18 protein-coding genes and 1 pseudogene are annotated in these 26,064 nt (G+C 44.1%); 2 read left to right on the top strand and 17 right to left on the bottom strand.

Annotation, left to right across the window (positions count from 1 at the left end; all coding sequences use genetic code 11):
- Positions 1–78 precede the first annotated feature (78 nt).
- From HFM85_RS00270 to HFM85_RS00255, 4 genes are all read right to left on the bottom strand, one after another.
- Positions 79–2,538, bottom strand: a complete 2,460-nt coding sequence (locus tag HFM85_RS00270; protein WP_173736755.1) for a glycoside hydrolase family 3 protein — start codon at positions 2,536–2,538, stop codon at positions 79–81.
- 20 nt (positions 2,539–2,558) lie between these two features.
- Entirely contained in the window at positions 2,559–3,404 is an 846-nt protein-coding gene (locus tag HFM85_RS00265; protein WP_044961860.1) for a carbohydrate ABC transporter permease, read from the bottom strand.
- A complete protein-coding gene (locus HFM85_RS00260) occupies positions 3,404–4,357 on the bottom strand; it encodes a carbohydrate ABC transporter permease (RefSeq protein ID WP_129974721.1) in 954 nt (317 codons plus the stop codon). The genes HFM85_RS00265 and HFM85_RS00260 overlap by 1 nt, the downstream gene beginning before the upstream one ends.
- 72 nt (positions 4,358–4,429) lie before the next feature.
- Complete coding sequence (locus tag HFM85_RS00255; protein ID WP_173736754.1) at positions 4,430–5,797, bottom strand: ABC transporter substrate-binding protein; 1,368 nt, start codon at positions 5,795–5,797, stop codon at positions 4,430–4,432.
- A 173-nt stretch (positions 5,798–5,970) separates the two neighbouring features.
- Here HFM85_RS00255 and HFM85_RS00250 point away from each other — a divergent pair, with 173 nt between their 5' ends.
- On the top strand, positions 5,971–6,711 hold the full coding sequence (locus HFM85_RS00250) for an AraC family transcriptional regulator (protein ID WP_118061871.1): 741 nt from the start codon (positions 5,971–5,973) through the stop codon (positions 6,709–6,711).
- Positions 6,712–6,847: 136 nt separating this feature from the next.
- Here the strand turns inward: HFM85_RS00250 and HFM85_RS00245 are convergent, their stop codons facing one another.
- From HFM85_RS00245 to HFM85_RS00210, 9 genes and pseudogenes are all read right to left on the bottom strand, one after another.
- Entirely contained in the window at positions 6,848–9,547 is a 2,700-nt protein-coding gene (locus tag HFM85_RS00245; protein WP_173736753.1) for a GH36-type glycosyl hydrolase domain-containing protein, read from the bottom strand.
- Between the two features lie 96 nt (positions 9,548–9,643).
- Positions 9,644–12,058 (bottom strand): GH36-type glycosyl hydrolase domain-containing protein, encoded by a 2,415-nt coding sequence (locus HFM85_RS00240; RefSeq protein WP_173736752.1) that lies wholly within the window; start codon positions 12,056–12,058, stop codon positions 9,644–9,646.
- Between the two features lie 145 nt (positions 12,059–12,203).
- Positions 12,204–13,514: a vWA domain-containing protein gene (locus HFM85_RS00235; protein WP_243873777.1), complete on the bottom strand. Its 1,311-nt coding sequence runs from the start codon at positions 13,512–13,514 to the stop codon at positions 12,204–12,206.
- Between the two features lie 247 nt (positions 13,515–13,761).
- A complete protein-coding gene (locus tag HFM85_RS00230) occupies positions 13,762–14,772 on the bottom strand; it encodes a leucine-rich repeat protein (RefSeq protein WP_173736751.1) in 1,011 nt (336 codons plus the stop codon).
- Positions 14,773–15,155: 383 nt separating this feature from the next.
- On the bottom strand, positions 15,156–15,548 hold the full coding sequence (locus tag HFM85_RS00225) for a VOC family protein (RefSeq protein ID WP_118623640.1): 393 nt from the start codon (positions 15,546–15,548) through the stop codon (positions 15,156–15,158).
- Positions 15,549–15,629: 81 nt separating this feature from the next.
- The gene (locus HFM85_RS00220) at positions 15,630–16,598 is read right to left on the bottom strand and encodes a carbohydrate kinase family protein (protein ID WP_456298178.1); all 969 of its coding nucleotides are present in this window, start codon (positions 16,596–16,598) and stop codon (positions 15,630–15,632) included.
- 78 nt (positions 16,599–16,676) lie between these two features.
- Positions 16,677–16,835, bottom strand: a pseudogene (locus tag HFM85_RS16820) (HPr family phosphocarrier protein); the annotation flags it as partial.
- A gap of 41 nt (positions 16,836–16,876) precedes the next feature.
- The gene (locus tag HFM85_RS00215; RefSeq protein WP_173736749.1) at positions 16,877–18,235 is read right to left on the bottom strand and encodes a GntP family permease; all 1,359 of its coding nucleotides are present in this window, start codon (positions 18,233–18,235) and stop codon (positions 16,877–16,879) included.
- Positions 18,236–18,298: 63 nt separating this feature from the next.
- Positions 18,299–19,915 carry a mannitol dehydrogenase family protein gene (locus HFM85_RS00210; protein WP_173736748.1) on the bottom strand — a complete coding sequence of 539 codons (1,617 nt, stop codon included), beginning with the start codon at positions 19,913–19,915 and terminating at the stop codon, positions 18,299–18,301.
- Positions 19,916–20,240: 325 nt separating this feature from the next.
- Between HFM85_RS00210 and HFM85_RS00205 the strand changes: the two genes are divergently transcribed.
- A complete protein-coding gene (locus HFM85_RS00205; RefSeq protein WP_173736747.1) occupies positions 20,241–21,374 on the top strand; it encodes an ROK family transcriptional regulator in 1,134 nt (377 codons plus the stop codon).
- 112 nt (positions 21,375–21,486) lie between these two features.
- On the opposite strand, the gene udk is transcribed toward HFM85_RS00205, so the two are convergent.
- The 4 genes from udk to rsxC form a co-directional block, all read right to left on the bottom strand.
- Complete coding sequence (gene udk / locus HFM85_RS00200) at positions 21,487–22,107, bottom strand: uridine kinase (protein ID WP_173736746.1); 621 nt, start codon at positions 22,105–22,107, stop codon at positions 21,487–21,489.
- A gap of 159 nt (positions 22,108–22,266) precedes the next feature.
- A complete protein-coding gene (locus tag HFM85_RS00195) occupies positions 22,267–23,145 on the bottom strand; it encodes a methylenetetrahydrofolate reductase (protein WP_015526188.1) in 879 nt (292 codons plus the stop codon).
- 124 nt (positions 23,146–23,269) lie between these two features.
- Positions 23,270–23,890, bottom strand: a complete 621-nt coding sequence (locus HFM85_RS00190; protein WP_119241058.1) for a methylenetetrahydrofolate reductase C-terminal domain-containing protein — start codon at positions 23,888–23,890, stop codon at positions 23,270–23,272.
- A gap of 1 nt (position 23,891) precedes the next feature.
- Positions 23,892–25,856: an electron transport complex subunit RsxC gene (gene rsxC / locus HFM85_RS00185; RefSeq protein ID WP_173736745.1), complete on the bottom strand. Its 1,965-nt coding sequence runs from the start codon at positions 25,854–25,856 to the stop codon at positions 23,892–23,894.
- Positions 25,857–26,064 lie beyond the last annotated feature (208 nt).

Below are 26,064 nucleotides of genomic sequence, written 5' to 3'. Positions count from 1 at the left end.
CTGCAAAAAATATGCCTGAATCCAATGATAAATCGAAAATTGAATTCAGGCAAGTTTTTCACTACTATATAATTTTTTTTATTCTGCTGTCAGTGTGTGTATCAGGTTCAGAATACGTCCCGCACACATTCTGACAACTTCTTCCGAAAGCTTTCCGTCTTCAAAAGCTTTTCGGATATTTTCTGCGTCGGCTGCATTACCAGGCATGATAATATCATTTCCTGCTGTCACGCATTTCCACGGAATACTTCCATCTTCCGGAACCGTTGTATTCCAGTCTGACATGATCACACCGTCAAATCCCCATTCTTTTCGGGCAATGGCTGTACAGAGATCAACACTGTTTGCAGCATGGACACCATTCAGTAAATTATAGGAAGACATGATTGCCACTGGTCTGCTTTCTTTAACTGCAATCTCAAAACCACGCAGGTAAATTTCCCTAAGGGCACGTTCTGATACCTGTGCATCTACGCCCATACGATTATCTTCCTGATTGTTGCAGGCAAAATGCTTAACGGTAACACCGCAGCCAGGTCTGCTCTGCACTCCTTTTGTCATGGCTGCTGCCATGGTTCCGGAAAGCAGCGGATCTTCGGAATAATACTCAAAATTTCTGCCGCACAGAGGGTTTCTCTGAATATTAAGACCAGGTGCTAGCCAGAGATCTATGTGGAATTCTTCCATTTCTTCTGCCACTGCTATTCCAACTTTTTCCACAAGGGCAGTATCCCAGGTCTGAGCCAGTGCAGTTCCAACAGGAAATGCCGTACAGAACTGATAATATCTGTCTGCGTTTTCGTGAGTCTCATCTGTTCTCAGGTATCCGTTTTCCAGAGATCCAAGGACACCGATTCCATATACTGTGTCTGTTTCTCTGTCTACTTCATAATTCTGCTGAAGTCTCAGTCCTGCCGGCCCATCGGCCATGATCAGTGGGGAAACGCCATATTGCTCATAAAGAGCAGCCGTGGTCTCACCGGCAGAACCAGGAACACGGATTCCTGCCGCCCCCAGATTACTGGAGATTCCAGCAATATTCCCATAAAACAGCGGGAGCAGATCCTTTGCAGGAATCTTATTTTCCGGTTGGCAGGTGCATTCTGTTCTCTTCTCTGGTTCAGGATAATAGATATATCTTCCAATCTTCTCATTCTCTGCCTTCTCTTTCCATTTCAGAGTTCTGGCAGAAAGATTCTGGCAGTCATAAACTTCTTCAGTAATATCAGTCTGGTTCTCAAGGATATTCGTTTTATCCAGGATCACACTCTCTGGCACTCCAAGCATTGCAGCCAGCGTAAGCGATGCAATGCTGTTTCCGACCCAGACAGCATAATAACCTTTTTCAGCAATCCAGGCATGCTGCTCTTCGGAAAAATATGCCAGTGTCTTTCTGTCGATCCTGATTTTCAGCAGTTCTTTTTCCCCCGGCTTCAGAAGTTTTGTTTTTGCAAAGCCAGCCAGTCGACGGTATTCCTTTCCTGATTCATCCTGTGGAAGAGACACATAGACCTGCACGACCTCTTTTCCCGAAAAAGTTTCTCCTGTATTCGTTACCTCTGCTTCAACTTCAACGCCATCCCCTGATGTTTTCATCCCATGGAAGCGTATCTGCATTTCTGTGTAAGAAAGTCCATATCCAAACGGAAACAGCGGTTTTACACCAAAAGTATCAAAATAACGATATCCTGTATAAATTCCTTCCCTGTACTCTTCTCTTTCAAGCTTGCCATTAAGATAGCTGTATTCCTCTGCACACGGATAATCCTCATACCTTCTGGCCCATGTTGCAGTCAGCTTGCCGCCTGGAGTTACCTTTCCCAGAAGGACATTGGCGAGGGCAAGTCCGCCTCTTTGTCCAAGCTGGGAAATATTCAGGACAGCACAGATATTTTCTGTTTCTTCCAGAATATCTGTCAGTTCTACCGGACCGCCGGAATTCAGGATAAGTACTGTAGGAATCTTCTGTGCATCAAGGAACCGGATATCCTCCCGCTCCCGTCTGCTCAGATAATAATCTCCCTCGACCCTGCGCCTATCCTTTCCCTCACCGGAAATCCTGCTTACCACATAGATTGCTGTCTGGGCATCGACAGTATCTTCTGCTGTGACTGCACGGCCTTCCGGCATTGCAAAGGGATTTTCCGCATAGGCATCAAAAGGATTTTCCACAAACTTTGCTTCTTCCAGTATTTTTTCTTTCCATGCCCGGCGTGCTTCTGCGTATATTGACTCATAATTGGCCAGCCATTTCTCGCTTACGATCTGAATACCGCTTTCTTTCAGTCCCTGATAAATAGAAATGTTACTTCTGTTATTCACATCACCGGAACCTGTTCCGCCTTTCACTGTCTTTCCCGCACCGGCGCCGTATAAACCTATTTTCGTGGAAATATTCAGAGGGAGTATTTTTTTATCATTTTTCAGCAGTACAATACCCTCCTCTGCTGCTTTTTCCGAAAGAAGACCGTTTCGTATTTCACGGTCTGACATGCTGTGTTTCTTTGTTCCGCTGTGTTTCCATTTCTTAACTGTCATATCTTACCTGCTACCTTTTGTTATTCTTTTACGCCTCCAAGTGTCACTCCTGCGATGATAAACTTGGAAAGAAGGAGATATACGATAATGATCGGCACAATGGCAACTGTGATCATCATGTAAATCTTACCCATATCAAAATTCATATAATCTGCTCCACGAAGTGTTGCAATCAGGATTGGAACAGTCATCTTGCTTTTAGACTGGATAACCAGAGCAGGAACGAAATAATTGTTCCAGGAGCCTACAAATGTAAAAATCGCCTGTACAGCGATTGCCGGCTTCATGATTGGCAGGACAATACTGTTGAAAGTACGGAACTCTCCGGAGCCGTCAATTCTGGCTGCTTCTACCAGTGACATCGGCAGTGAGGACTGCAGATAGCTGTACATAAAATAGAATACGGCCGGTGACGCAACAGACGGAATGATCAACGGAAGCAGGGAATCATATAATCCCATCTTTGTGATCAGACGAAGGAAGCCCATTGCAGTTACCTGTGTCGGCATGACGAGGATCGCCATGATAAATGTAAACGCTACATTCCTTGCCTTGAAATCATAGGCATAAAGACCATATGCTGTCAGTGAGGAAAAATATGTACATAATACTGCACTGCATCCGGACACGATAATACTGTTAAGAATTCCCCTGAACATCGGAAAGCTTCCGTCATTTGCAACATTCATCAGGTTTTTCCAGAAATATTTTCCAGGAAGAGCAGAAAATCCCTTCTGAAGCTCTGCATGAGAATGAGACGCATTCACGATCAGTACATAAAAGAAAAAGAGACACATAAAGGAAAGAATAATAAGTACCACATGTGCCACGATACTTCTGATCCTGCTGGCTGTCTTATCTTTCATCATTTTGTTTTTCTCCTTTCTGCTCTTGCTCTCTTTTTCGCTGCTTTCTTAGATCCGTCCGGATCATTGTCGTTAGTCATACGATATACAAAGAAGCAGAGGATTGCACTGATAATAAACAGGTATACAGACAATGCTCCGGCCATACCATAATTCTTGCTCTTCAGATGGCTGTTCAGGAACATAATCAGTGTCATGGATGTTCTGTCCGGATTACCCTGTCCGTTTGTGAGAATCTGCGGTACATCAAACATCTGAAGGCCACCGATGATGGAAGTGATCAGAGTATAGGAAAGAATCGGACGAATCAGTGGAAGCGTAATATAGACGAAACGCTGAATGCTGTTGCATCCGTCCAGATCCGATGCTTCAAAAATATCCATACTGATTCCCATTACTGCTGCCATCAGCATGATGGTCGTGTTTCCGAACCACATCAGGAAATTCATGAAACCTACCAATGATCTTGTTCCCAGAACAGAGCCCAGAAAATCAATCGGTTCCTTTATCCAGCCCAGTGAACACAAAATGGAGTTTACAGGTCCGTTTGTGGAAAACATGGTAAAAAACAGAAGTGCAAATGCTGATGCCATGATCAGGTTCGGCAGATAAATTACAACCTTAAAAAACTGCTTACCATGAAGCTTCAGCCTGGCATCAGTAAACCAGCATGCAAGCACCAGTGCAACAACAATCTGCGGAACAAATCCGATCACCCAAAGGATCAGTGTATTCAGTCCGTATTTCAGCATGTCAGAATGCAGAAGACTGACATAATTGGCAAGTCCTATAAAATTAGGACCAATCTGCTTGATTCCAGAACGGAAATATTCAAAAAAGCTGTATCTCACTGTATCAAACAGCGGAATCAGCGAAAAGATAAAATAGATCACAAAAAACGGAAGAATAAATATGTATCCCCATTTTCCGTAATTAACGCTCTTTTTCTTCATAATGCTCTTCCTTTCCAGCAAACTGCAGGATCCAAAGATCCTGCAGCATCAACAATTATCCTCATGTGGTATTTATTCCGGCCACTGGATCTCTGTGATCTCCGGATAACGCTCCTGAATAGCTGTCTCAAAGTTGGCTTTTGCTTTGTCAAAGTCTACTTTACCCTGGAAGTAATCACTGAAAGCGTTCTGGATCAACTCTACACAACCCTGGTCATATGCGGAAAGCGGTGCGATCTTGATATTCTCTGCAACCGGTGCAAAATACTCAAACGGGTTCTGTCCACCAAGGAAATCAGATGCGAAATCTGCATTTGTAGCTGCATCTTTCATACCGGATTTTGTATTTGTAAAATCAGAGTATTCTTTGGAAATCTTAAGAAGATTATCCTGATTTCCCGTCATTGCCAGAATAATATCTTTGACATGTTCCGGATTATCTGTTCCTGTTGCAGCCTGAATGTAAGAGCCACCCCAGTTGTATTCCTGCGGAGGATTTGTAACAGCCCAGTCACCTTCTGCTCCATCCCAGTTTGGTTTCAGAGTAAAGTCGATACCCCATGCCGGGAAGAGGAATGCGAATACCTTGGACCCAGAACTCATTGCCTTGTTCCAGTCATCGTTCCACTGACCTTTTACAGTTTTGTTAAGATAACCTGCATCCAGCCACTCTTTGGAATCTTTTACCCAGTCCATGATCTTTGAATCTACTTTGATCACAGAATCACCGGACTCTACCCACGGATTCTCAATGCTGTTTCCATATAAACGAAAAGTGTCTGCATAAGAAGCAAATGTATAATATCCTTTTTCTTTCAGCTGAGCTGCTGATTCTTTAGCTGTATCCCAGTCTTTCATCTTCTCGCCAACTTCTTTCGGGTCATCAGTACCGAAAACATCTTTCGCAATGTCACGACGATATACAAGGACACCCGGGCAGCACTGCCATGTGGCGCCTCTCTGTACTCCATCCGCATCAGAAGCTGTTGTTTTCGTGAAATCATACTGATCTGCAAGATCCTTGTCCGGATCAATGCCAAGATCAGTAAGAGGCATTGCAACATCTGCATCTTTGTCTGTATATTTGAACACATAATCTGTCTCAGAAAGGAACATGTCTACCTTATCATCTGCACTTGCATCAGCCTGGTTGAGAAGTGCCTCATCCAGTTTCTGCTGATATACGCCATCCTGGTTCGGATTTACGATCCAGTGGATCTCTGTACCATCTTTCAGTTTTGTAACTGTACCATCTTTGGAAGTGGACTCTACTTCCGGATAAATAGCTTCCAGTCTCTGACGGAACTCATCATTCCAGGAATAAATATTGATCACTTTTCCCTCATCCGATCCTTTTGCAGATACACAGCTTACATTTGCTGCCATCATTCCACAAACCATTGCTGCTGCAAGGATCATAGATACCGCTCTTTTTTTCATAGTATAAATCCTCCTTTTTCTGTAGCATCCCCGATGCTTTACCTTTGATGATGAAAATATACCATTTTTTTATCTGCGATTATATTATTAATCTTAACAAAATGTCAGATTCATGTCATAATATAAAAAACCAACACATTCCTTAAACATCAACATATAAGGAGGATATCAATATGTCCATTTCCCAAGACTGGATTACTAATGAGCTGAAAGATACAGAACCGGAAGCTCTTCATCGCTCTCCCTCTGTGGAATATTCTTTTTACAATGCCGTAAGAGCCGGTGATATGGAAACTGTAAACAAAAACTGCGAGGAAGACTCTTTTCTTCATCTGAAGGGAACCGGTATCCTCTCCAAAAATCCTCTGACCAACCTGAAGTATCATTTCGTTGTCACTACTGCCATGCTCACCCGTTACTGTATTGACGGTGGACTGGAGCCTGAACAGGCATATCGTCTCAGCGATTTTTACATTCTGAAAATGGATTCCTGCACCACTGTACGCCAGATTGCAGATCTGCATCATATTATGGCCAGAGATTTTACCGGAAAAATGATCCTCCAGAAAAAAAGCTCTATTCTTTCCAGACCGGTCATGCAATGCGTGGACTATATTTACGGTCACATTAAAGAGCGTATCACCATTCAGGATCTGTCAGAACATACCGGACTCTCTCCCAGTTATCTGTCCAGAGTATTCAAACAGAATCTTGGAGTATCCATAAGTGATTACATCCGCGAGAAAAAAATCGAAAAAGCCACTCACCTGCTCCGATACTCTGATAAAGCAGTAGTTGATATCGCCAATTATCTGAATTTCTCTTCACAGAGTCATTTTATCCAGATCTTTGAAAACTTCACCGGCCTTACCCCAAAGAAGTACCGTGACAAATATTACAAATCCATGTGGTAAACATCTTTATTATTATGGCTGATATTTTTATCAGCATCAAAAACGACATCCCGCAGCTTTTTACAACTGTGGGATGCCGTTTTCCTATTGATACTTCTGTTTCTGTAATTTAACAATTATGTATAACCGATTTCGGTTACATCAGTTCCACTTTGATCCTGTGTGTTTCTTTTACAGAAAGCTTTTCGAGCAGTTCCCGATCTATACGTACACAGGTACTCTGTTTGTTTTTCATTTCCTGTTCATCGCACCATACTGTTTTTATTTTATATTCTGAAGGAAGTTTTTTCTCCGGATTGCAGATACAGATTTCCAGCTTTCTTCCGGCAAATTCCATAGTAAGAGATGCCTGTCCATTCTCATTATACTGCTCCGGCATCAGTGCCGGCGCGATCACCAGATCTCCAAGATCTCCTCTGACGCCAAATACCTCTGTGATCATAGTCAGCATATACCAGCTTGCAGCACCGGTAAGATATGCATACAATCCTCTTCCCTGATTATCAAAATATTCCGGAATTCCAGGATACATCCTGCTGTTCTCAAAATCCATGGCAGCGTCCAGAAGCGTTTCCAGAACCTTATGTCCTTCTTTTGCATAGCCGTTTTTATACAGTGCATTGCCATACATAACAGCCATATGGGAAAATACCGCTCCGTTTTCCTTTTCTCCATAAGCAAATCCGAACATTCTTCCCAGATCAAATTTTTCTTCATGGAAATTGGTATTCAGGCGATATCCTCCTGCCTGACGGTCAAAAAGATATTTATCCGCACTTTTACAGATAGACTCAATCTGATCTTTCTGTGCAGTTTTACTCATGATTGCAAATACCTGACTGGTAAGCATCATACGTACCTGGCTGTTTTCTGCCCTTTCCACAGGACGTTTATGATCATCATAATATCCGTTGAACCAGCCGTTTTCTCCGTCTTTTACCCATTCTCTTCTGCGGATGTTTTCCATCATCCAGTCTGCCTTTTCATCCAGATTCCGGCTAAGCTGGTCCAGACGGATCACAATAGTATTTCCGCTGATATCATGTGCACATTTTTCTGTGTACTGTCTCAGAAGCTGCTGTTTTTTCTCCGGGCTTTCATAAAGCTCACGGTCTCCGGTAAACAGGATTTCCATTTCTTCCGCAACTTCAATCCTGTCAAACATTTCCTTTTCCTGAAGTTTTCTCAGATATTCTGCGATGTTCTTCATATTTCCAGCATATGCACAGGTAAATGCCACACTCTCACCATTTTCCCATGCCATATCCATGGCATCGTTCCAGTCTGCCCCGTGAAGTTTCATCTCGTTGTGCTCTCCTACATCATAAAAAGCACAGATATTTTCCAGCAAAATGTGTTCCAGAACCGTTCCGTAATAAATCTCACCGGATTCTGTTTTCTGATTTTCTCCATAGGCACTGCTCCATTTTTCATCATGCGCAGTTCCTCTTTTTGTCTGAAGATCCTTGAAATATGGAATCTTCTCAAAAAGGACATTCATATCCCCGGTCTGATCCATATAAAGCTGCGTTGTCACAAATGGCCAGAAAGCATGATCCATCCACACACGGGCAATGTTGTTACGGTCTGCGATAAATTCACCCTGTCTGTTTCCGATGATCGTGGCATTGGTTCCATCGATGCGTACTCCACCGTAATTATCGACGATCATCTGACGTACAACAGAAGGCTCCATGATCAGAAGTGCCAGACAGTCCTGCCAGAGATCACGCCAGCCTCTTCCACCTTTTCCATAATCATGATACGGGAGGAATGAACAACCGTAAATTCTTCTTAATATCGGCTGGAAACAGATCCATTTCAGATAATTATCTCTGTCCTCATCACCTGTCTCAAAAGAAACATTCACTTTTTCTGTCCAGTGTTTTTTTACATGTTCAAATTCTCTTGCAACCTGTTTTTCAGTTCTGTAAAACCGTGCAGTCTCCTCCGGCAGCTGATTTCTTTCAGATATTCCCGCTGTCACAACATATACAGCTGTTTCATGTGGTCTCAGAACCCTGGATGCAAAACGAATACCACCGACAGCTTCCTTTCCTTCAATTTCTGTTCCTGCCGGAACACCTTTTTTCTCTTCTCTGACCACCTCCGGAATCAGGAAAGAACCGCCTTCTCCGATAAACATTTCCACATCAGGATAAAAGCTTTCCGGTTCCGTTCCCTCGCCTTCAGATCCATATACAAAATATGCAGTATTATTCTTCTGATGACCTCTTTCATCAAAAGAAAGCACCGGTTTTACTTCAACACCGTACTCCGTTGTTCTTATCCTGTGCAAAAGGGAAGTCACATGCCTGTGATCTCTGAGATTGTCTGCACTTCTTCCATATACAGGTATTACAGCAACCGGTGTGATCTCCTGTTCTTCCTCTTCAATATTGGTAATCTTTACAAGATGGACCTCCGCATCACCTTTCACTGTCACAAAAGACAAAATCTCTGACTGAAGTCCGTATTTCTCAGAAGTTCTGTGCAGCTTCTGCCACATAAATCCGGCTTCCAGGCTGCTTTTATCCTGTTTATCAGTATATTTCTGAAATTCCTGTTCTGCCGAAACTCCGCATGCTGACCAGTAACCTTTTCCTTTTATCTTGCACCAGAAATTTCTGGTGTTTCGATTATTATGAAGATTCTCAATGCTTACCGGTTCCAGCAGAAAATGATTCTGATCCAGTTTGCTGTCTCCTCCCAGAGAAGGGGTGATCGCGGATTTCAATCCGTTTTCTCCGGCCAGAGGTATATATAAACCGTTGTAATTCTCCGGATTTTCTATGGAAAAGCTTCCATTTTTATCCTGAAATTTTATATATTTCATTCTGTGATCTCCTTCCTGCCAAAATAAAACGGTATTTATATTCCATTTTACTTTGTATTCATAAATGTGATCTCCTCGCAATTTATATCCATTATGTCATGACATATAGAATTCAATTTCTGTCTCACCGGTAAGTTTCTCCTGCGGAATATAATTACCCGGAAGTTCTTCTCCATTTACATAGAGTTTTTTACATCCGGCTTCCACATGTCCCGGATTCTTCACAGTGATATGGAGATGACATCCACGGAAATCCTTGCTTATCTCAAACTTCTCCCATTCTTTTGGAATCGATGGTGCTATACGTAAGCCATAGAAATCCGGACGCATGCCAAGAATTCCTTCTACACATCCTACCATCACAGTAGATGCTGTTCCTGTCAGCCAGTGCACATGAGATCGTCCGAAATTCGGGCTTGCTTTTCCTTCTGTAAACTGTCCATAGCAGTATGGCTCCAGCTGTCTGATCTCAGCCCTGTCATTCTGCGCTGCCGGAGCATTCTCCAGGAAATAATTAAATGCACGCTCACCATGTCCGCAAAGTGCTTCTGCCAGAATGAGCCATCCCTGTGACTGTGAAAAGATTCCCGCATTTTCCTTTGTTCCTGCATTGTAGATAACCGCAAGTGCTCCGTCAAAAGCATTTGCATGATATGGAGGATCCATAAGGATTGCACCGTATTCTGTATTCAATCTTTCATAAACCATTTGAAGAGCCAGATCTGCCTGCCGCTCTGTTGCAAGGCCGCTGATCACAGCCCAGCTCTGTGGATTCAGCCACATATTTGCCTCCGGGTCAGTTCTCTTTCCGATAACCTCTCCCCGCTCCGTAAACCCACGGATAAAACGATCTTCATTCCAACAGAGTTCCTGGATCAATTTTCCAAGCTGCTCTTGTTTTTCTTCCAGGTATTTTATATATTTTTCATCTTTTTTGTACTTTGCAAACTCTTTCAGGATAGTCATTGCATAATAGAACTGTAATGCAACGAAAGTAGATTCCCCATCCTTTCCAAGTCTCAGACAATCATTCCAGTCTGCATAAAGTCCGGCCGGCATTCCATGTCTGCCAAGATGGTTCATGGAGAAGTCAATAGCTCTTTTCAGATGCTCATATACAGTTCCTTCATCCCTGTTTGCAAACGGGATCACTTCATCGATGAATGCAAAATTTCCTGTCTCTGAAATATATTTGTATACAGTAGGGAACAGCCAGAGTGCATCATCTGCGCGGTATGCCGGATGACCGGTTTCCTGTACATAGGACGCATCATCCGGTGTATCCTCATGTCCCGGATTATGTGTGAATTTCACAAGTGGAAGACCGCCGCCGTTATCTACCTGTGCTGACAGCATGAAACGGATCTTATCCAGTGCCATTTGGGGTGCAAGATGGATCACACCCTGGATATCCTGTACAGTATCACGGTATCCATATCCGTTACGAAGTCCGCAATAAGTAAAAGATGCTGCACGTGACCAGATAAATGTCATAAAACAGTTATATGCGTTCCATGTATTGATCATGGTATCGAATTCCGGACTTGGTGTTCTGATCTGAAAATGTGCAAGCTGTCCGTGCCAGTAACTGATCAGTTCTTCAAGCTCCACCGCGCATGTTTTTTCACAGTCTGCATAATGTGCTATAATCTCCGCTGCTTCATTATCCTCCTTCATTCCTGCCAGAAAAGCCATTTCCCGACTTTCTCCCGGTTCCAGAGTAATTACAGCTGAAAGAGCTCCACAGCTGTTTTCATTATAATTTCCCTCATTACATAATACACCGGCTTCAACCCCTGCCGGATTGTTGTATCCGTGATATCTTCCAAGGAATTTTTCCCTGTCACCACACCAGGAAGAAACCTTCTCTCCAGCCAGGCCGAAGAATCGGTTGAACACGTTCTTGTTATCAACCTCTTCCCCATCCTTAAGGCCGTCCAGATTCGCATGGATCATCTGACGTACACGATCTCCACAGAATACTGTTCTTGTAATATACTGGGAATACTGCAGATTCACCTGATCCTGTTCATAATTGCTGTTATTTGTAAACTCTGCATATCCGGTCACACTGATCTCACGTTTTTTGTCTGAGCAGTTGGTAACTTTCAGATTCCATACCTCGTAGGACTGCCCAAGCGGTACATAGTATCTCACCTCTGAATGTATCTCGCTGTAATCTGCCATCATTTTAGTATAGGCTGTGCCATGATGACATTCACTTTTATACTCACTGAGATCTTTGCCAACCGGCTGCCAGGATGCTGACCAATAATCTTTTGTGTCATTATCCCTGAGATAAATATATCTTCCCGGCTGATCAAACTGATTAAAAATATATCTCAGGATTCTGCCGTTCGCCCCGGATTTTGCAAAGCTGTATCCCCCTGCATTATTGGAAACGATTGCTCCGTATTCCGGCGATCCCAAATAATTCACCCACGGAGCAGGTGTGTCCGGCCTGGTAATCACATATTCCTTTTTTTCTTCATCAAAATACCCATATCTCATGCCATACAATCTCCTGTTCTGTATATTTTCCGTAACATTGTCTGTTGTTACCTATTTTCTACACTATAACTGATATGCAGATAGCAATATACAAAATAAAAGATTAAAATATCAGATTCATGACATAAGATATGGACATAATTGTTTACAATTCTTCCTCCGTGATCACCAGCTTCATGGCCCAGGCCGGGATATCCACATCCTCAGGCTCCTGCTCCATAAATACAAATGCTGTCCGGTATGGCGGCATCTTTGCCGGAAAAATCCCGTATCCGTCTGTAAAATACACCAGGCCCTTAAGATTTTCAAACTCACGTTTTTCCATCAGCTCTTCCACATAAGCAAAAGCCGGACGGAAATCTGTACCTCCATCACCGTAAAGTTCCAGGCTGTTCATATACTCCTGCAATTCCTCTGCACCGGTGATCTTTACATCCGAATGCACCTTCTCATCACACTGGATAATATGTATATTTACCTTCTGGAAAAAATTCCCGCTGTCGCTTAAGATCCCATAGGTTTCCTCCAGAAATCTCTGTACCAGTTCTCCTGAACAGGACATGGAGGTATCGATCACAATGACAAATTCCGAAACTTTTTTCACTTCTCTGGTTTCCAGGGGTTCGATCAGCGGCATATTCCCGTAAAGGGAAAGCCCGTAGGTATAAAAATTATAATCAAAGCTGTCCGGGTCTACAGTCAGTTCTTCCCGAAATACTGCAAATTTCCGCAGAAATTCCCGATAATCGTATTGTTCCCGGTTCTCTATTTTCAGCTGGTCCAGAAAATCTCCGTCCTGCTCTCCCGCCTCTCTGGAAAAAGTCCCAAGATCTGTCTCGATCCCATCGCTGATATCTCCCCATTTTTTACTCATCAGGGGATTGGGTTTCCGGTCGGGCTGCTGGTTTGCCCAGTATTTATGGTCGTCCACGTAGAATTCTTTTTCCAGCTGTGCCAGTTCTTTTTCCTTTAGAAATTTTTCTTTCAGAATCTTGTAGATTCTTTCTGCATTCAGCGTTTTCTTTTCCTTTTCCAGAATACGGTAGGTTTCCCTCCGGAGAAGACTTCTGGAATATCGGACTGAGCGGTGATAGATCCCGTCGATCATATGCTCCACTGCTATATCACAGCTTAAATTCCACAGACGCTTCTCTATTCCCGGCTTCCCGAAGTGCCGGAAAATGCAGTGAAATACCATGTGGAGATATCCTCGGTTCACAAGAATCCTGTTTTCTTTATAAAGCCCGCCAAGCTGCGCCGGATGGAAGTATATCACAGCCCCGTCTGTTCCAAATGGACTGACCGAGCCATCCATCCGATAAATAAAACTGCTCAGCGCCACGTCCAGAAAACGCATGCCAAGATACAGCTCGTCTCTTGCTGCCTGAAGAATGCTGCTGCCGATGTCCTGGAGACGCTGGGCTGCCTCCTGGGAGTTGGATCCCTGACCGGGCAGGAAGTTATTTTTATTTTTTTCAGTTGTTTCTATGCCTTTCAGGATTTCCACCTCCTCTGATCTGCTGTTGCAGTTCTTTTTTCATTAATTTACCATTATTGTTTACACATAATCTCATAATTCACTTGTAGCTTATTTTTCTCATATTCTCTCTGACACTCTATAAACTTAATTTTTCTGCATAAAGCAAATGTTCGCATGCCATTCTACGCAAGATCTCCTCAATTTGTCATCAGGCTCTTCCAACTTACAGCTGAAATTTCTTCCTCCGTCTCGCTGGCCGCCCATCATTTTCTGTCTCCCCGGCATCCTTCTGCTCTTCCTTCAGCATCCAGCTGCGTTCATTCATCAGAAATGCGGAAATCTCCATATCCTTCTTCCCGGCCGCCACATCAATACTATGTTCCAGGCCCTCTCTGTTCCAGAGTTTTTCCCGAGAAAGCAGCTCCAGACCATTTAAGCTTCCGCTTTCCACCAGAAATCCCCCGATATCCTTAAGATTTCCCCGGATATAATCCTCATACTGCTTCTTCGCCTTTTCGCTCAGCTGCCACGGATAACGAAGCCGCCCGAAGCTCATATCCACCAGGACCTCCAGCTTATCCATCACCACTGCCATATCAAACAGGCTGTCATACTCCGCGAAATCCAGTTCTTTATTATAGAAGCATTGCCGGTAATTGGTCCCTGAGCCATGATACTCCGTAAACAAAATTCTCGCAGGCGTGTTCTCCACCGCCTCATCGTAATGCTCCGGAAAAACCATATGCGCACGTTTTTCACCTGTCTCGCCATTTTCATACAGAAAATCCACATCGATCTTCTGCCACAGCTCACCGAGGATCTCCTTTGCACAGGACTTGAACCCTTTTTTCTGATGGATCACAAGCTCCTTCAGCCCGCTGCAGCCCGTAAACGCCCCGGTTCCCACCTGCATCAGCGTATCCGAAAATTCCAGCCGTTCCAGTTTTTTGCATCCATAAAAAATATATCTTCCGATTTCCTTCAGCGTATCTGGAAAAACGATTTCCTGCACTTCTTCTCCGGCAAGAAGTCTCTCTTCTCCGAACGAAACTACATCTTCGCTCTCCCAGGTTTCTGCATCTTCTTCTCCATCCTTGTGTGCGGAAAATGCATACGGCGCCGCACTGACTACCGGAAGACCATTGATCTCTTCCGGCAGCACCACCCGGCTGTCTGTTCCGTAACAACGGATAATTTCTATTGTATTATTTTTGACTCTGTAATGTATTTTCATAATTCTCCATCATACCAAGAAACAGATACCCGAAATCCATTTCCCGTTTTTATTCTTCAGAAATCATCTCATCTACTGCTGATCCTGATCTTCTATAGCACATCTGCATTTCATTGTAGTCTCATTATCCATTTCATGCAAGAAATTTTCCCATGTCCCTATAGCAATCCTCTAAAATAATGCATCTTAATCCAGCCCATCAGAATGTGAAATCCTGCGTCAGATATCTTTGCCGTGCGTAAATTCTTTCTGATACATAAAACAGCCCGTCAGACATACGATGATCTTTAATTCATCTGATATCTGACAGGCTGTATGCAACACAAAATGAACATCTGCATTATACTCTGTTTCACACCCATGAGCACAACTTTATTTACTTCTTATAAGTACTGGCTAAACTCCACTTTCTCCTTATTCGGGCCTTCAATGGTAAAGAACTTCACGCCATTCTCCCAGAACGGCAGGAAATGGACTTCATCATTGGTAGTATTCAGTCCGGCTGCTGTTACCAGCTCGTGGACTTTCTCCACATCCTTCACATCAATGGCAACATGGTCAATGGCGCCGGATTCCATTTTTGCAGCTTTGTTCTCGTACGTCTCGATCACAAGATTTCCAAGCTTCAGGAAAGCAACCTTCTCATTGGCAGCCTCGTTCACTGTCTGAAAAGCGATCTCAAATCCCAGTGCTTCATAAAATTTAATGGTTGTCTCAATGTCATTGGTCGGCACACCTACGTGCTGAATTCCGTTCATCTGATCTTTTAAATTCATTTCAAAACCCCATCCTTTCATAAATCTGACATGCTCATAAACACAATCGCTTCGCAATTTAGATATAACTCTGCTACAGGTTTATGAATACGATTCCTCTGCAATTCTGCGTTCCACCTGTGCAAGTTCCGGCATTGCCGGGATCGCACCTTTTTTCTCCACGCATAGACTGGCCACTGCATTACCGAAACGGGCAAATCCCTTCAGTTCCTCCTGTGTCAGCTCGTCCGGCTGTTTCTCTGATGTGCTGACCTTATACAGGAATCCTCCCCAGAAGGAATCACCGGCTCCGTTTGTATCCGCAATCTGTTTCACTGAAAATCCCGGCACCATACAGCCTCCATCTTTGCTGTAAATATAAGCTCCTTCACCGCCAAGAGTAACTGCCACAACCTTCACGCCCTGCTCATACAGTATCTTCGCTGCTTCCCGGACATCCTTATGATCTGTCAGAAGCTCGGTTTCCTCATCTGAAATCTTCATGAGATCCACATAGGGTACCAGACTTCTCATATGTTTTTTGGCAATTTTTTCATCCGGCCACAGAGATGCACGGTAATTGGGATCGTAAGAAATCACGCTGCCCTTGTTTTTCGCTCTTTTTACCGCATAAAACGTGGTATCTCTTGCAGGCTGATCAGTCAGGGACAGTGATCCAACATGAAAAATATGGGTATGATCCAGCACATCCACGTCCACTTCTTCCTTCTGGATCTTCGTATCCGCTCCCGGTTTTCTTGCAAAAGAGAAAGTCCTCTCTCCGGTCTCGCTGACTTCCACAAAAGCCAGTGTAGTAAAATAATTTTCGTCCAGAAGCATACCCTTGGTATCCACGCTTTCTTTCTCAAGAACAGATTTCAGGAACTTTCCGTGCATGTCTTTTCCTGCTTTACCGATAAATGCCGTATGAGCTCCCAGTCTGCTGGCTGCAACTGCAACATTGGCTGGTGCACCGCCCGGATTTCTGGCATACAGCATCTGTCCGTCCTCATTAATATCCCGAGAAGTAAAATCGATCAGGATCTCACCAAAGGTTGTGATATCATAGATGGATCTTTTCACAGCATCTCCTGTGTCCACAAGAAGGTTCTGATCAAGCAGCTGAAAAAGGATCTTCTCACATTCTTTCTCATTATCTGTATGTACATGAAGCTCTCCCCCGTCAAACTCAGGCATACTTAAGACCCCAAGCATAGACTTTGCATTTACAACATAACGGCCATAACATAATTCTACATCACATGGGATGGATTCTGCAATACTTACCAACTTTCTTGCATTCTGCATTGTGCCTAAAATTACTTTTACTATCATTTTTGTCCACTCTCCTATGCAAACAGGCTGATCACAACAGCACAAACCAGGCCTGTTACTCCTACGATAGTTTCCATCATTGTCCAGGATTTTAAGGTTGTTTTTTCATCAATCTCCAGAAGAGAGCTTACCAGCCAGAATCCGGAATCATTTACATGGCTGAATGCGGTTGCACCACCGTTGATAGCACAGACCATTGCTGCCAGATAAACCGGTGACAGGTCTGCAACTCCGGGCATAGCGGCCATAATTCCTGCTGCCATTGTCATAGCCACAACTGCCGCACCAACAGATGCACGGATCAGAGCTGCAATAAGAAATGCGACCAGTACAAGCGGAAGTCCGCTTTTTTCCAGGGCAGGTCCTATAATGTTTCCCATACCGCAGTCCTGCAGCACCCAGCGGATGATACCTCCACCTGTGATAACCAGAAGAATCTGTCCTGTAGGCTTCAGAGAACGATCCAGGATTTTCTTAAGCTGCTCTCCATTATAGCCCTGCTTCTTTCCAAGAAAATACATGGCAAGCAATACTGCTATGATCAGTGCCACAAATGGTGTTCCCAGAAATTCCAGAACAGGACGTGCCGCGTCGATTCCCGGAATGTATTCAGAAACTGTATTGCACAGGATCAGTACCAGCGGAACAAGAATGATACATAATACTGTAGAAAATTTCGGCAGATTGGCTTCTTCCTCCTCACGTACCTCCTGGATATTGGAGGGCAGCCCTGTATTGATCTTTTTGCCGATAAATTTGGACCATAAGATTCCTGCAAAGATCAGGGATAAAATACCCACAGGCACACCCACCGCGATCATCACTCCGAGATCCACATTCAGCATATTTGCCACCAAAACAGATCCTGCTGATGGCGGAATGAATGCAAAACCGGTGGCAAGGCCCGCAAGAAGCGGGATCACATAATATAAAGTAGATTTCTTTGTTTTCTTCGCAAGTCCGAATGCCAGAGGAATCAGGATCACAACGCCAGCCTCAAAAAACACGGTGGTTCCAACCACAAGCCCTGTGATTCCAAGAGCGATTCCTGCCTTTTTTTCACCAAATTTGCTTACCAGTGTCTGGGCAACGCACTGTGCGCCGCCGGACACTTCCAATATCCCACCGAACAGAGAGCCCAGTCCGATCAGGAGTATGATTCCCTGTAAGGTTTCTCCTGCGCCGTTTTCCACAGTGCTTACCAGCGTTGGAACCGGCATTCCGGCACCAAGCCCGATAACCAGTGCAGCGATCAGCAGGGATAAAACCGGGTGGATCTTAAATTTTATGATAAGTAACAATAATAATAAAATCCCTGCTGCTGCCGCGATCAACAGTCTTAACGGATCTGCCGCAAATACCGGTTCTGTCATCTTTCCATTTACCTCATTTCTCTTTATTCAATACTTACATAGACTATTTTCGTAACCCTGGTTTTATTTTACGTATTTATGAATAGTTGCCTTTACAGCTCCTGGGCCTGCGATCATCTCACGGAACATATCCTCGATCTTCTCTCCGACACCATCTTTATAAAGATCTGTGAAGAACAGTCTCTCATTGGAAAGGATCGGCTTCAGCTGATCCTTAAAGGTCTCCGGTTTTCCGATCACGATATCGCCAAGCTGCTCTGTGATCTCCTCATTCATCGGGTCCGGTGCAAGCTCAAATTTATTTCCTTCATCATCTACAGCCAGCATGTATCTCAGCCATCCTGCGATTCCAAGCGGGATTGCTGTCAGCCTGGAAGCATCTCCAAATTTCTTCACATATGCTTTTACAGTCTCACCGAAACGGATACCTACCATCTGGGACACATCTACAGCCAGACGGAGGTTGGTGTCTCCAAGATACTCATTCGGGAAACGGTCATTGAAAAGCTCATCCACAAATGCCTGTGGGGAAAGGATTCCTGGATCTGCAACTACCGGAAGTCCCTCGTCATAAGCAACCATACGGGCCATTTTCATCATATCTTCGTTGGTGTTCAGCATATGTGCAAAGAGATCATATCCAAGTACCACACCAAGAGGGCCGGTTGCGGAATGTACCGGATTCAGGCAGACGGTTACTTTCATTCTTTCAGAGAGATTGACGGTATTTCTGTCCGCCATGTATACGCCGAAGCCCTTTTCCAGAGCAGGGCGTTCGTTGGGGAAGCTGTCCTCAATAACAAGATACTGTGGCTTCTCAGCATTAACAAATGGTGCGATGTATGTTTTCTTTCCTGTGATCACCGGCTGCATATCTTCAACTCCAAGGTTCTCAAGGTCTGCTGCGATCTGTTCGCTTGGACGAGGTGTGATTTTGTCGATCATGGTCCACGGGAATGCAACCACCTTCTCATCCGTTACATAATCTACGAAGCCATCATCTACAAAGCCCGCTTTATGCCATTCTTCTGTCATAGTCAGCACAGACTCACGAAGCTTGGCACCGTTCTGTGAGCAGTTGTCCATGGATACCAGGGCGATCGGATATTTCCCTGCTTTATATCTCTCATTCAGCATAGCCACAAGGACTGCCATTGCTCCCGTTGCCTTATCCGGACCGTTTTTAATATCCGCTTCCACAAATGGGAACCATGTTCCGTCTGCTTTCCGGAGTGCATAACCCTTTTCTGTGATAGTGAAGGAAACCAGCTGCAGGGATTTAGCTGTGAAGATCTCCTTCAGACGATTCCACTGTACTGCATCAGAAGACTGTGCTTTCACTGCTTCTGCAAGTGCCCCAAGAACTTTGTACTCACGGGTTCCGTCACCGTGAAGGATAACATTTAAACCAAGATTGTCGTATGGATCGTAAATCTTGTCTACTACATCATAATCAAAGGTTTCTACACATGTGATCCCTCTGTCAAGAACTCCCTCTTCCAGAAGACCATCTGCGATGCCGCCGATAAATACACGGAAAATATTTCCGATTCCGAAATGTACCCAGCCTGGCTCCTTCTTCGCTTTCTCAGTAACTGCCTCTACATCGTATCCCGGAAGATTGATGCCTGCCTTTGTCCAGGCTTCACGTTCTTTGATTCCATTTCTTGTTAATTTCATAATCTTGAACCTCCCTGTTTTCTTCTATTTCGTCATCGTTTGAGTTTTTACTTATGCTTATGTCTTAACTGTAAGTAGAGTATAGAACTATTTTTTCAAAAAATCCATTGACAAAACACCTAATTTTGTTCTTATATTTTTGTTTACTTTTACTTATGCACAAGACATATATCCTTTGCCAATCCATATACTGTTACTTATTATTCCTCGAAAAAACTTTTGTTCTGCTCTGCTTCATGCGCTGACATTGCATTTCCTGCAAATTTATACTAAAATACATTTAAAACTTAAACATATCTATAATTACTTTTATCAGGAGAATCTCATGAGTGAAAAAGGATTAACCACCATCAATTTAAAGAAAATAAACCGCTCCAAGGTTTACCAATATATATACCAAACACACCAGACTTCCAAAATGCAGATCGTCCAGGACCTTCAGATGGGGCTTTCCACAGTAAGCCAGAACCTGAACCTGCTGGAAAAAGAAGGGCTTATTGACAGAAACGGATATTTTGATTCCACGGGCGGAAGGAAGGCACAGGCCATCCAGATTGCCTCGGATTTTCGAATTTCCATTGGCATCGGGATCCTGAAAAACATGTTCCATATCACAGCCATCGACTTATATGGAAATGCTTTTTATACAGAAACCATTGCTCTTCCCTATTCCAACACAGAAGAGTATTACAGACAGCTGACCAATAAAGTACGGGAATTCATCGCAGAGAATCACTATCCGGAAGAAAAGATTCTAGGCGTTTCCATCGCCACACAGGGGATCACTTCTCCGGATAATTCCACTGTGATCTATGGAAACATCATGAACAATACCGGCATGAAGCTGGAGGATTTTTCCCGGCATCTTCCTTACCCCTGCCATCTGGAACACGATTCCAAATCCGCCGCTTTTCTGGAGCTGTGGAATCACCCGGAGCTTGACAGTGCTGTCGTGTTCCTTCTGAACCGAAACCTGGGCGGTGCCATTATCACCAACCATCAGATCCATCAGGGAAGCTCCATGCACAGCGGAACACTTGAGCATATGTGCGTGAACCCGGACGGTCCTTTATGTTACTGTGGAAACCGTGGCTGTCTGGAGACCTACTGCTCTGCCAATGCTCTGGAACAGTCTGCGGGGATGCCTGTGAAGGAATTTTTCACGCTGCTCCGCGAAAAAAAATCTCCCCGGCTTGCTGAGCACTGGGAAGATTACCTGAACCATCTGGCCTTTGCCATGAAAAATCTGAACCTGATCATCGATGCGCCGATCATCATCAGCGGATATCTGGCACCTTATTTTACGGAAGAAGACATCACTTATTTGCTGGAACACATCAACACAGGCGCACCCTTTACCTTGAATAAAGATCAGATCCTGGTCGGTACCCACGGGCAATATACACCTGCCATTGGTGCAGCTTTATATTATGTGGAGAAATTTATACAGAGCGTATGAATACAGGCAGCTTCACCTAAACCGCCCAAAAAAAGCATGTCATACACAGCCAGACGGATATAACTTGATCCGCTTTGTAGTAAAGTATAACATGCTTTTTTTATTTTACTTATTATTTTTTCAGGTCTTTCAGCAGCTGCCCGATCTTTGACACAAACAGATCAAAGGCCACATTATTCTTACCGCTGTTGATCACAATATCTGCTTTCGCCCGTGTAGGCTCCACATACAGATAATGCATCGGTTTTACTGTGGTAAGATACTGATCGATGATTCCGTTTAAATCCCGTCCACGTTCCTCCACATCTCTGGAGATCCGTCTTAAGATCCTCTCATCTGCATCTGCTTCCACATAAACCTTGATATCCAGAAGATCTCGGATACGGGGATCTGCAAGAAGCAGGATTCCCTCTACCAGAATGACCGGTCTTGGTTCGATCTTCAGCACTTTGTCGGAGCGGTTGTGCTGACTGTAATCGTATACCGGACATTGGATGGTTTTGCCCGCTTTGAGTTCTTTCAGCTGCTCTACCAGAAGATCGGTTTCCAGTGAATCCGGATGATCGTAATTCACCTTCACACGTTCCTCAAAAGGAATTCCGTCCTGTCTGCGGTAGTAATTATCATGATAGATCACCACCACATCATCTCCGAAATGCTTCTTAAGTCTGTTTGTAAATGTAGATTTACCGGAGCCTGATCCTCCGGCGATTCCGATAATAATACTTTCCATCGTCTTTTTACCTCTTAAGCTCAAATTCTTCCGGCTTGAATCCCGGGCTATGATACAGAGAAACTTTTTCTTACACAAAAGCTGCCCGGTCGGTGTGCATCTCCTGCATCCGGTTCCGGACAGCTTTTCTGATTATTTTTTATAAAGCAATCGTTCTGATCAGATCTCAGCCTGCTCCAGAAGTGCCGGGATCTTGGACTCCCATCCAAGTGCCATGATATGTACACCCTGACAGTATGGCTTACACTCTTTGATGATACGTGCAGCGATCTCAACACCTGTGATACCGGCTTTTGTTTTCTCTTTGTCTGCTTTCAGCTCCTCGATCATCTCATCCGGAACATGGATGCCGGCTACGTTGTTGTTCATGAACTTAGCCATTCCGGCAGATTTCGGAATGATGATACCAACCTGTACAGGTTTTCCGAACTGTTTTGCTTTTTCCATAAATTTGATGAATTTCTCCGGCTCAAATACAGCCTGTGTCTGGAAGTAGTCTGCACCTGCAGCAACCTTTCTTTCCATCTTTGCAAGCTGAGCGTCAACGGAATCGCTGCATGGAGATACAACGGCACCCTTGGAGAATTTCGGAGGCTCTCCAACCAGCTGGTTTCCTCCAAGATCTACACCGGACTCAAGAAGCTGTACTGTATGAAGAAGAGATACAGAATCAAGATCGAATACCGGTTTTGCCTGCGGATGATCGCCCATCTTCGTATGGTCACCTGTCAGACAGAGGATGTTCTCAATACCAAGCATAGCAGCACTTAAAAGGTCAGATTCCAGTGCGATACGATTTCTGTCACGGCATGCAAGCTGGAAGATCGGGTCCATACCGGCATCTTTGAGCACTTTACACATTGCAAGAGATCCAAGACGCATAACAGAAGACTGGTTATCTGTTACATTTACTGCATGAACGCCTTTCAGGTAAGTTTTGGCTTCTTCTACCAGTTCATCTACATGGATTCCTTTTGGCGGTCCTACTTCTGCAGAAACTACAAATTCACCACGGTCAAATAATTCTTTCATTTTCATATTATATTTGCTCCAATCATTTAAAATTTGGGGTACGGTCCACCAGCTCTGCTGTACACATCGCGGAATACTTCCGGTGAACCGTATCATAATTTAATTTGGCTTCTTAATAAATCTTTGCTTATTATTTCACTTCATCATCTGTAGCAAAATTATGAACCTGTGTCGGACATTTCAGCACATCAAGGCGTCCGATTTCTTTCAGACGTCTGTAGATACGCTCCCATCCGCACTCCATGTCACTGTCCACTTCGCATTTACCATTCTTGGAACCGCCGCACTGGCCGTTAACAAGGCTCTTGGAACATGCTGTGATCGGACAGATTCCGCCGGTAAGATTCAGATAACACTCACCGCACTGATCACATTTATATTCCAGTGGTGTTACACCCTGGAAACCAGGTACCGGGTATGTATCGCAGGCTGCGCATACCATCTTGTCTTCCAGATATTCTGCGATAGTCTGTACACCAACGCCACAGGAGAATACCAGAACCAGATCTGCTTCCCTGATCTTATCCATATGTTTCTGAAGACGTAACTGCATATTTTCCGGATTACAGATATAATCCGTTGTCATGATCCCTGTCACATTTCCTTCAGCGGAAAGCTCCTTCTGAAGTTCAACAGCTTCTTTTTCCGGAAAACGAACTTCCTTGCATCCATGGCAGTTAATGATAAAAACTTTCTTTCCGGCTGCCAGTGATACGATAGTTTCTTTTGCTTTTAACTGGGTAATCAACATATCACTTCATCCCCCTTACTGCATTTTTTCCGGCTTTGATACTGTTAATGATCGGAATCTTGGAAGAACAGATATACTGACAGCATCTGCACTCAACACAGTCCATGATATTCATGTCTTTCATGCCCTGCCAGTTTTCTTCTTTCGCATATTTCACGAAATACAGAGGAGAAAGTTCCATCGGACATACATCCACGCAGCGTCCGCACTTGATACATGGCTGCTCTTTGGTCTCATCTGTATCAATGGCGATGATACCGTTGGAGCCCTTCATCATAGGTACTTCCAGGGTATTCAGAGGGAATCCCATCATCGGTCCGCCCATCTTGACCAGAACATCGTCATCTGTAAATCCACCGCAGTAATCGATCAGCTCTTTTACGCTGGTACCGATCTTGATGATAAAGTTGCCAGGATTCTTGATCTTCTCGCCTGTTACGGTTGCAACACGCTCGATCAATGGCATACCCTTCTGGATCGCATCGGAAATTGCCTTTACGGTACTGATATTATCTACAATAACGCCAACATCTGCCGGAAGGCCGCCGCTTGGAACCTTTCTGCCCATGACGCGCTTGATGAGAGTTTTCTCAGCACCCTGCGGGTATTTGGTTCTTGCAACAAAAACTTCCATATTTCCGATATCGGCAACTTTTTCCTGCATTAATTCGATCGCATCCTGCTTGTTATCCTCGATGACAATGATGCCCTTCTCAGCACCTGTTGTCTTGAGGATCGCTTTCAGACCGAAAATAATGTCATCTGCAAACTCAAGGAGAACCTTGTGGTCTGCTGTTAAATATGGCTCACATTCGCATCCATTGAGTAGAATGGTATCAACTGGTTTGGCTGGTTTCAGTTTGACACAGGTCGGGAAGCCTGCACCACCCATACCAACGATTCCTGCTTCTTTTACAATCTCAATGATCTCATCCGGAGTCAGATTATCAAGGTCACCATGTGGCTGTACGGATTCGTGCAGAGTATTTTTTCCATCCGATTCAATGACAACAGCCATGACTTCACTGCCTCTTGTGCCATGCATACGTGGCTCAACGGCAACTACGGTTCCGCTTACGCTGGAGTGTACCGGTGCGCTGATAAATCCGGCAGCTTCGCCGATCTTCTGTCCAACCTTTACAGTGTCGCCTACTTCTACGATCGGGTTGGCAGGTGCACCGAGATGCTGGGACATGGAGATCACAACAGTCTTCGGATCCGGGAATTTCTTCAGATCGATATGCTCGCTGAATTCCTTGTGCTCTGACGGATGAACGCCGCCATAATATCCGTTCAGTCTGTCTTCTCTGATAGACTTCACGTAATCGTTGATCACCTTGAAGTTAACCTTGGAGTAATCACGTACCTGTACCGGCTGATTCAGGAACTCTTCCAGACGACCCTGTTTTGCCAGTCTCTGGTAGATCTTTTCCCATGCACAGTCCTTATTAGGGTCTACTTCGCATTTACCGTTCTTTGCTCCGCCGCACTGTCCGTTAACAAGACTCTTGGAACAGTCGACGATAGGACAGACGCCTCCGGTAACGTTCAGATAGCACTGCGCACATGCATCACAGCTCTTTTTGGTAAGTGCCATGCCGTGATGGCCTCTGTAGTTAAGTGTGTTACTTGCTGCGATCACCGGCTTGCCGGCCAGATCCGCAACAGTCTGGATACCAAGACCACAGGAGATCACAACTACATTCTCTGTACCTTCCGGCAGCAGATCCTGTAATTTTCTTTCTGTGTGCATCTTGTTACACAGAAAATCAAATTTCGCACTGCCTGTGACGGTTTTTCCCTGCTCCGCAGCAAATTTCAGGAACTCTCCGCAATCTGGTTCGTCAACAGTTTCAAATTCTTTGAAACACTTGTTGCAGGCGATCACAAACAGATTGTCTCTGCCACTCAGCACTGAGGTAAGTTCATCGCTGCTTTTCAGCTTGTACTTAGTATAGTTTTCCAATTGCTCACCTTCCTTATGAAATATTTGAACCTGTATACTTATCACTTTTATCCTTTCTTTCCCCTCTGCACTGTTAAGAAAAAAACAATAAATTTTCGATAATCTGGTTCTATAATTACTGTCTATATAAATGTAGCACAAAGCACTCATTTTATCCAGATATTATTGTATATTTTCATCAAAAAAAATGGCTTTTTTATAAAATATA

The sequence above is a fragment of the Blautia schinkii genome, from assembly GCF_013304825.1.
Lineage (GTDB): Bacteria > Bacillota > Clostridia > Lachnospirales > Lachnospiraceae > Blautia_A > Blautia_A schinkii_B.
Note: the sequence above shows the minus strand (reverse complement) of the source record. Positions and strands in the feature narration are given on the sequence as shown.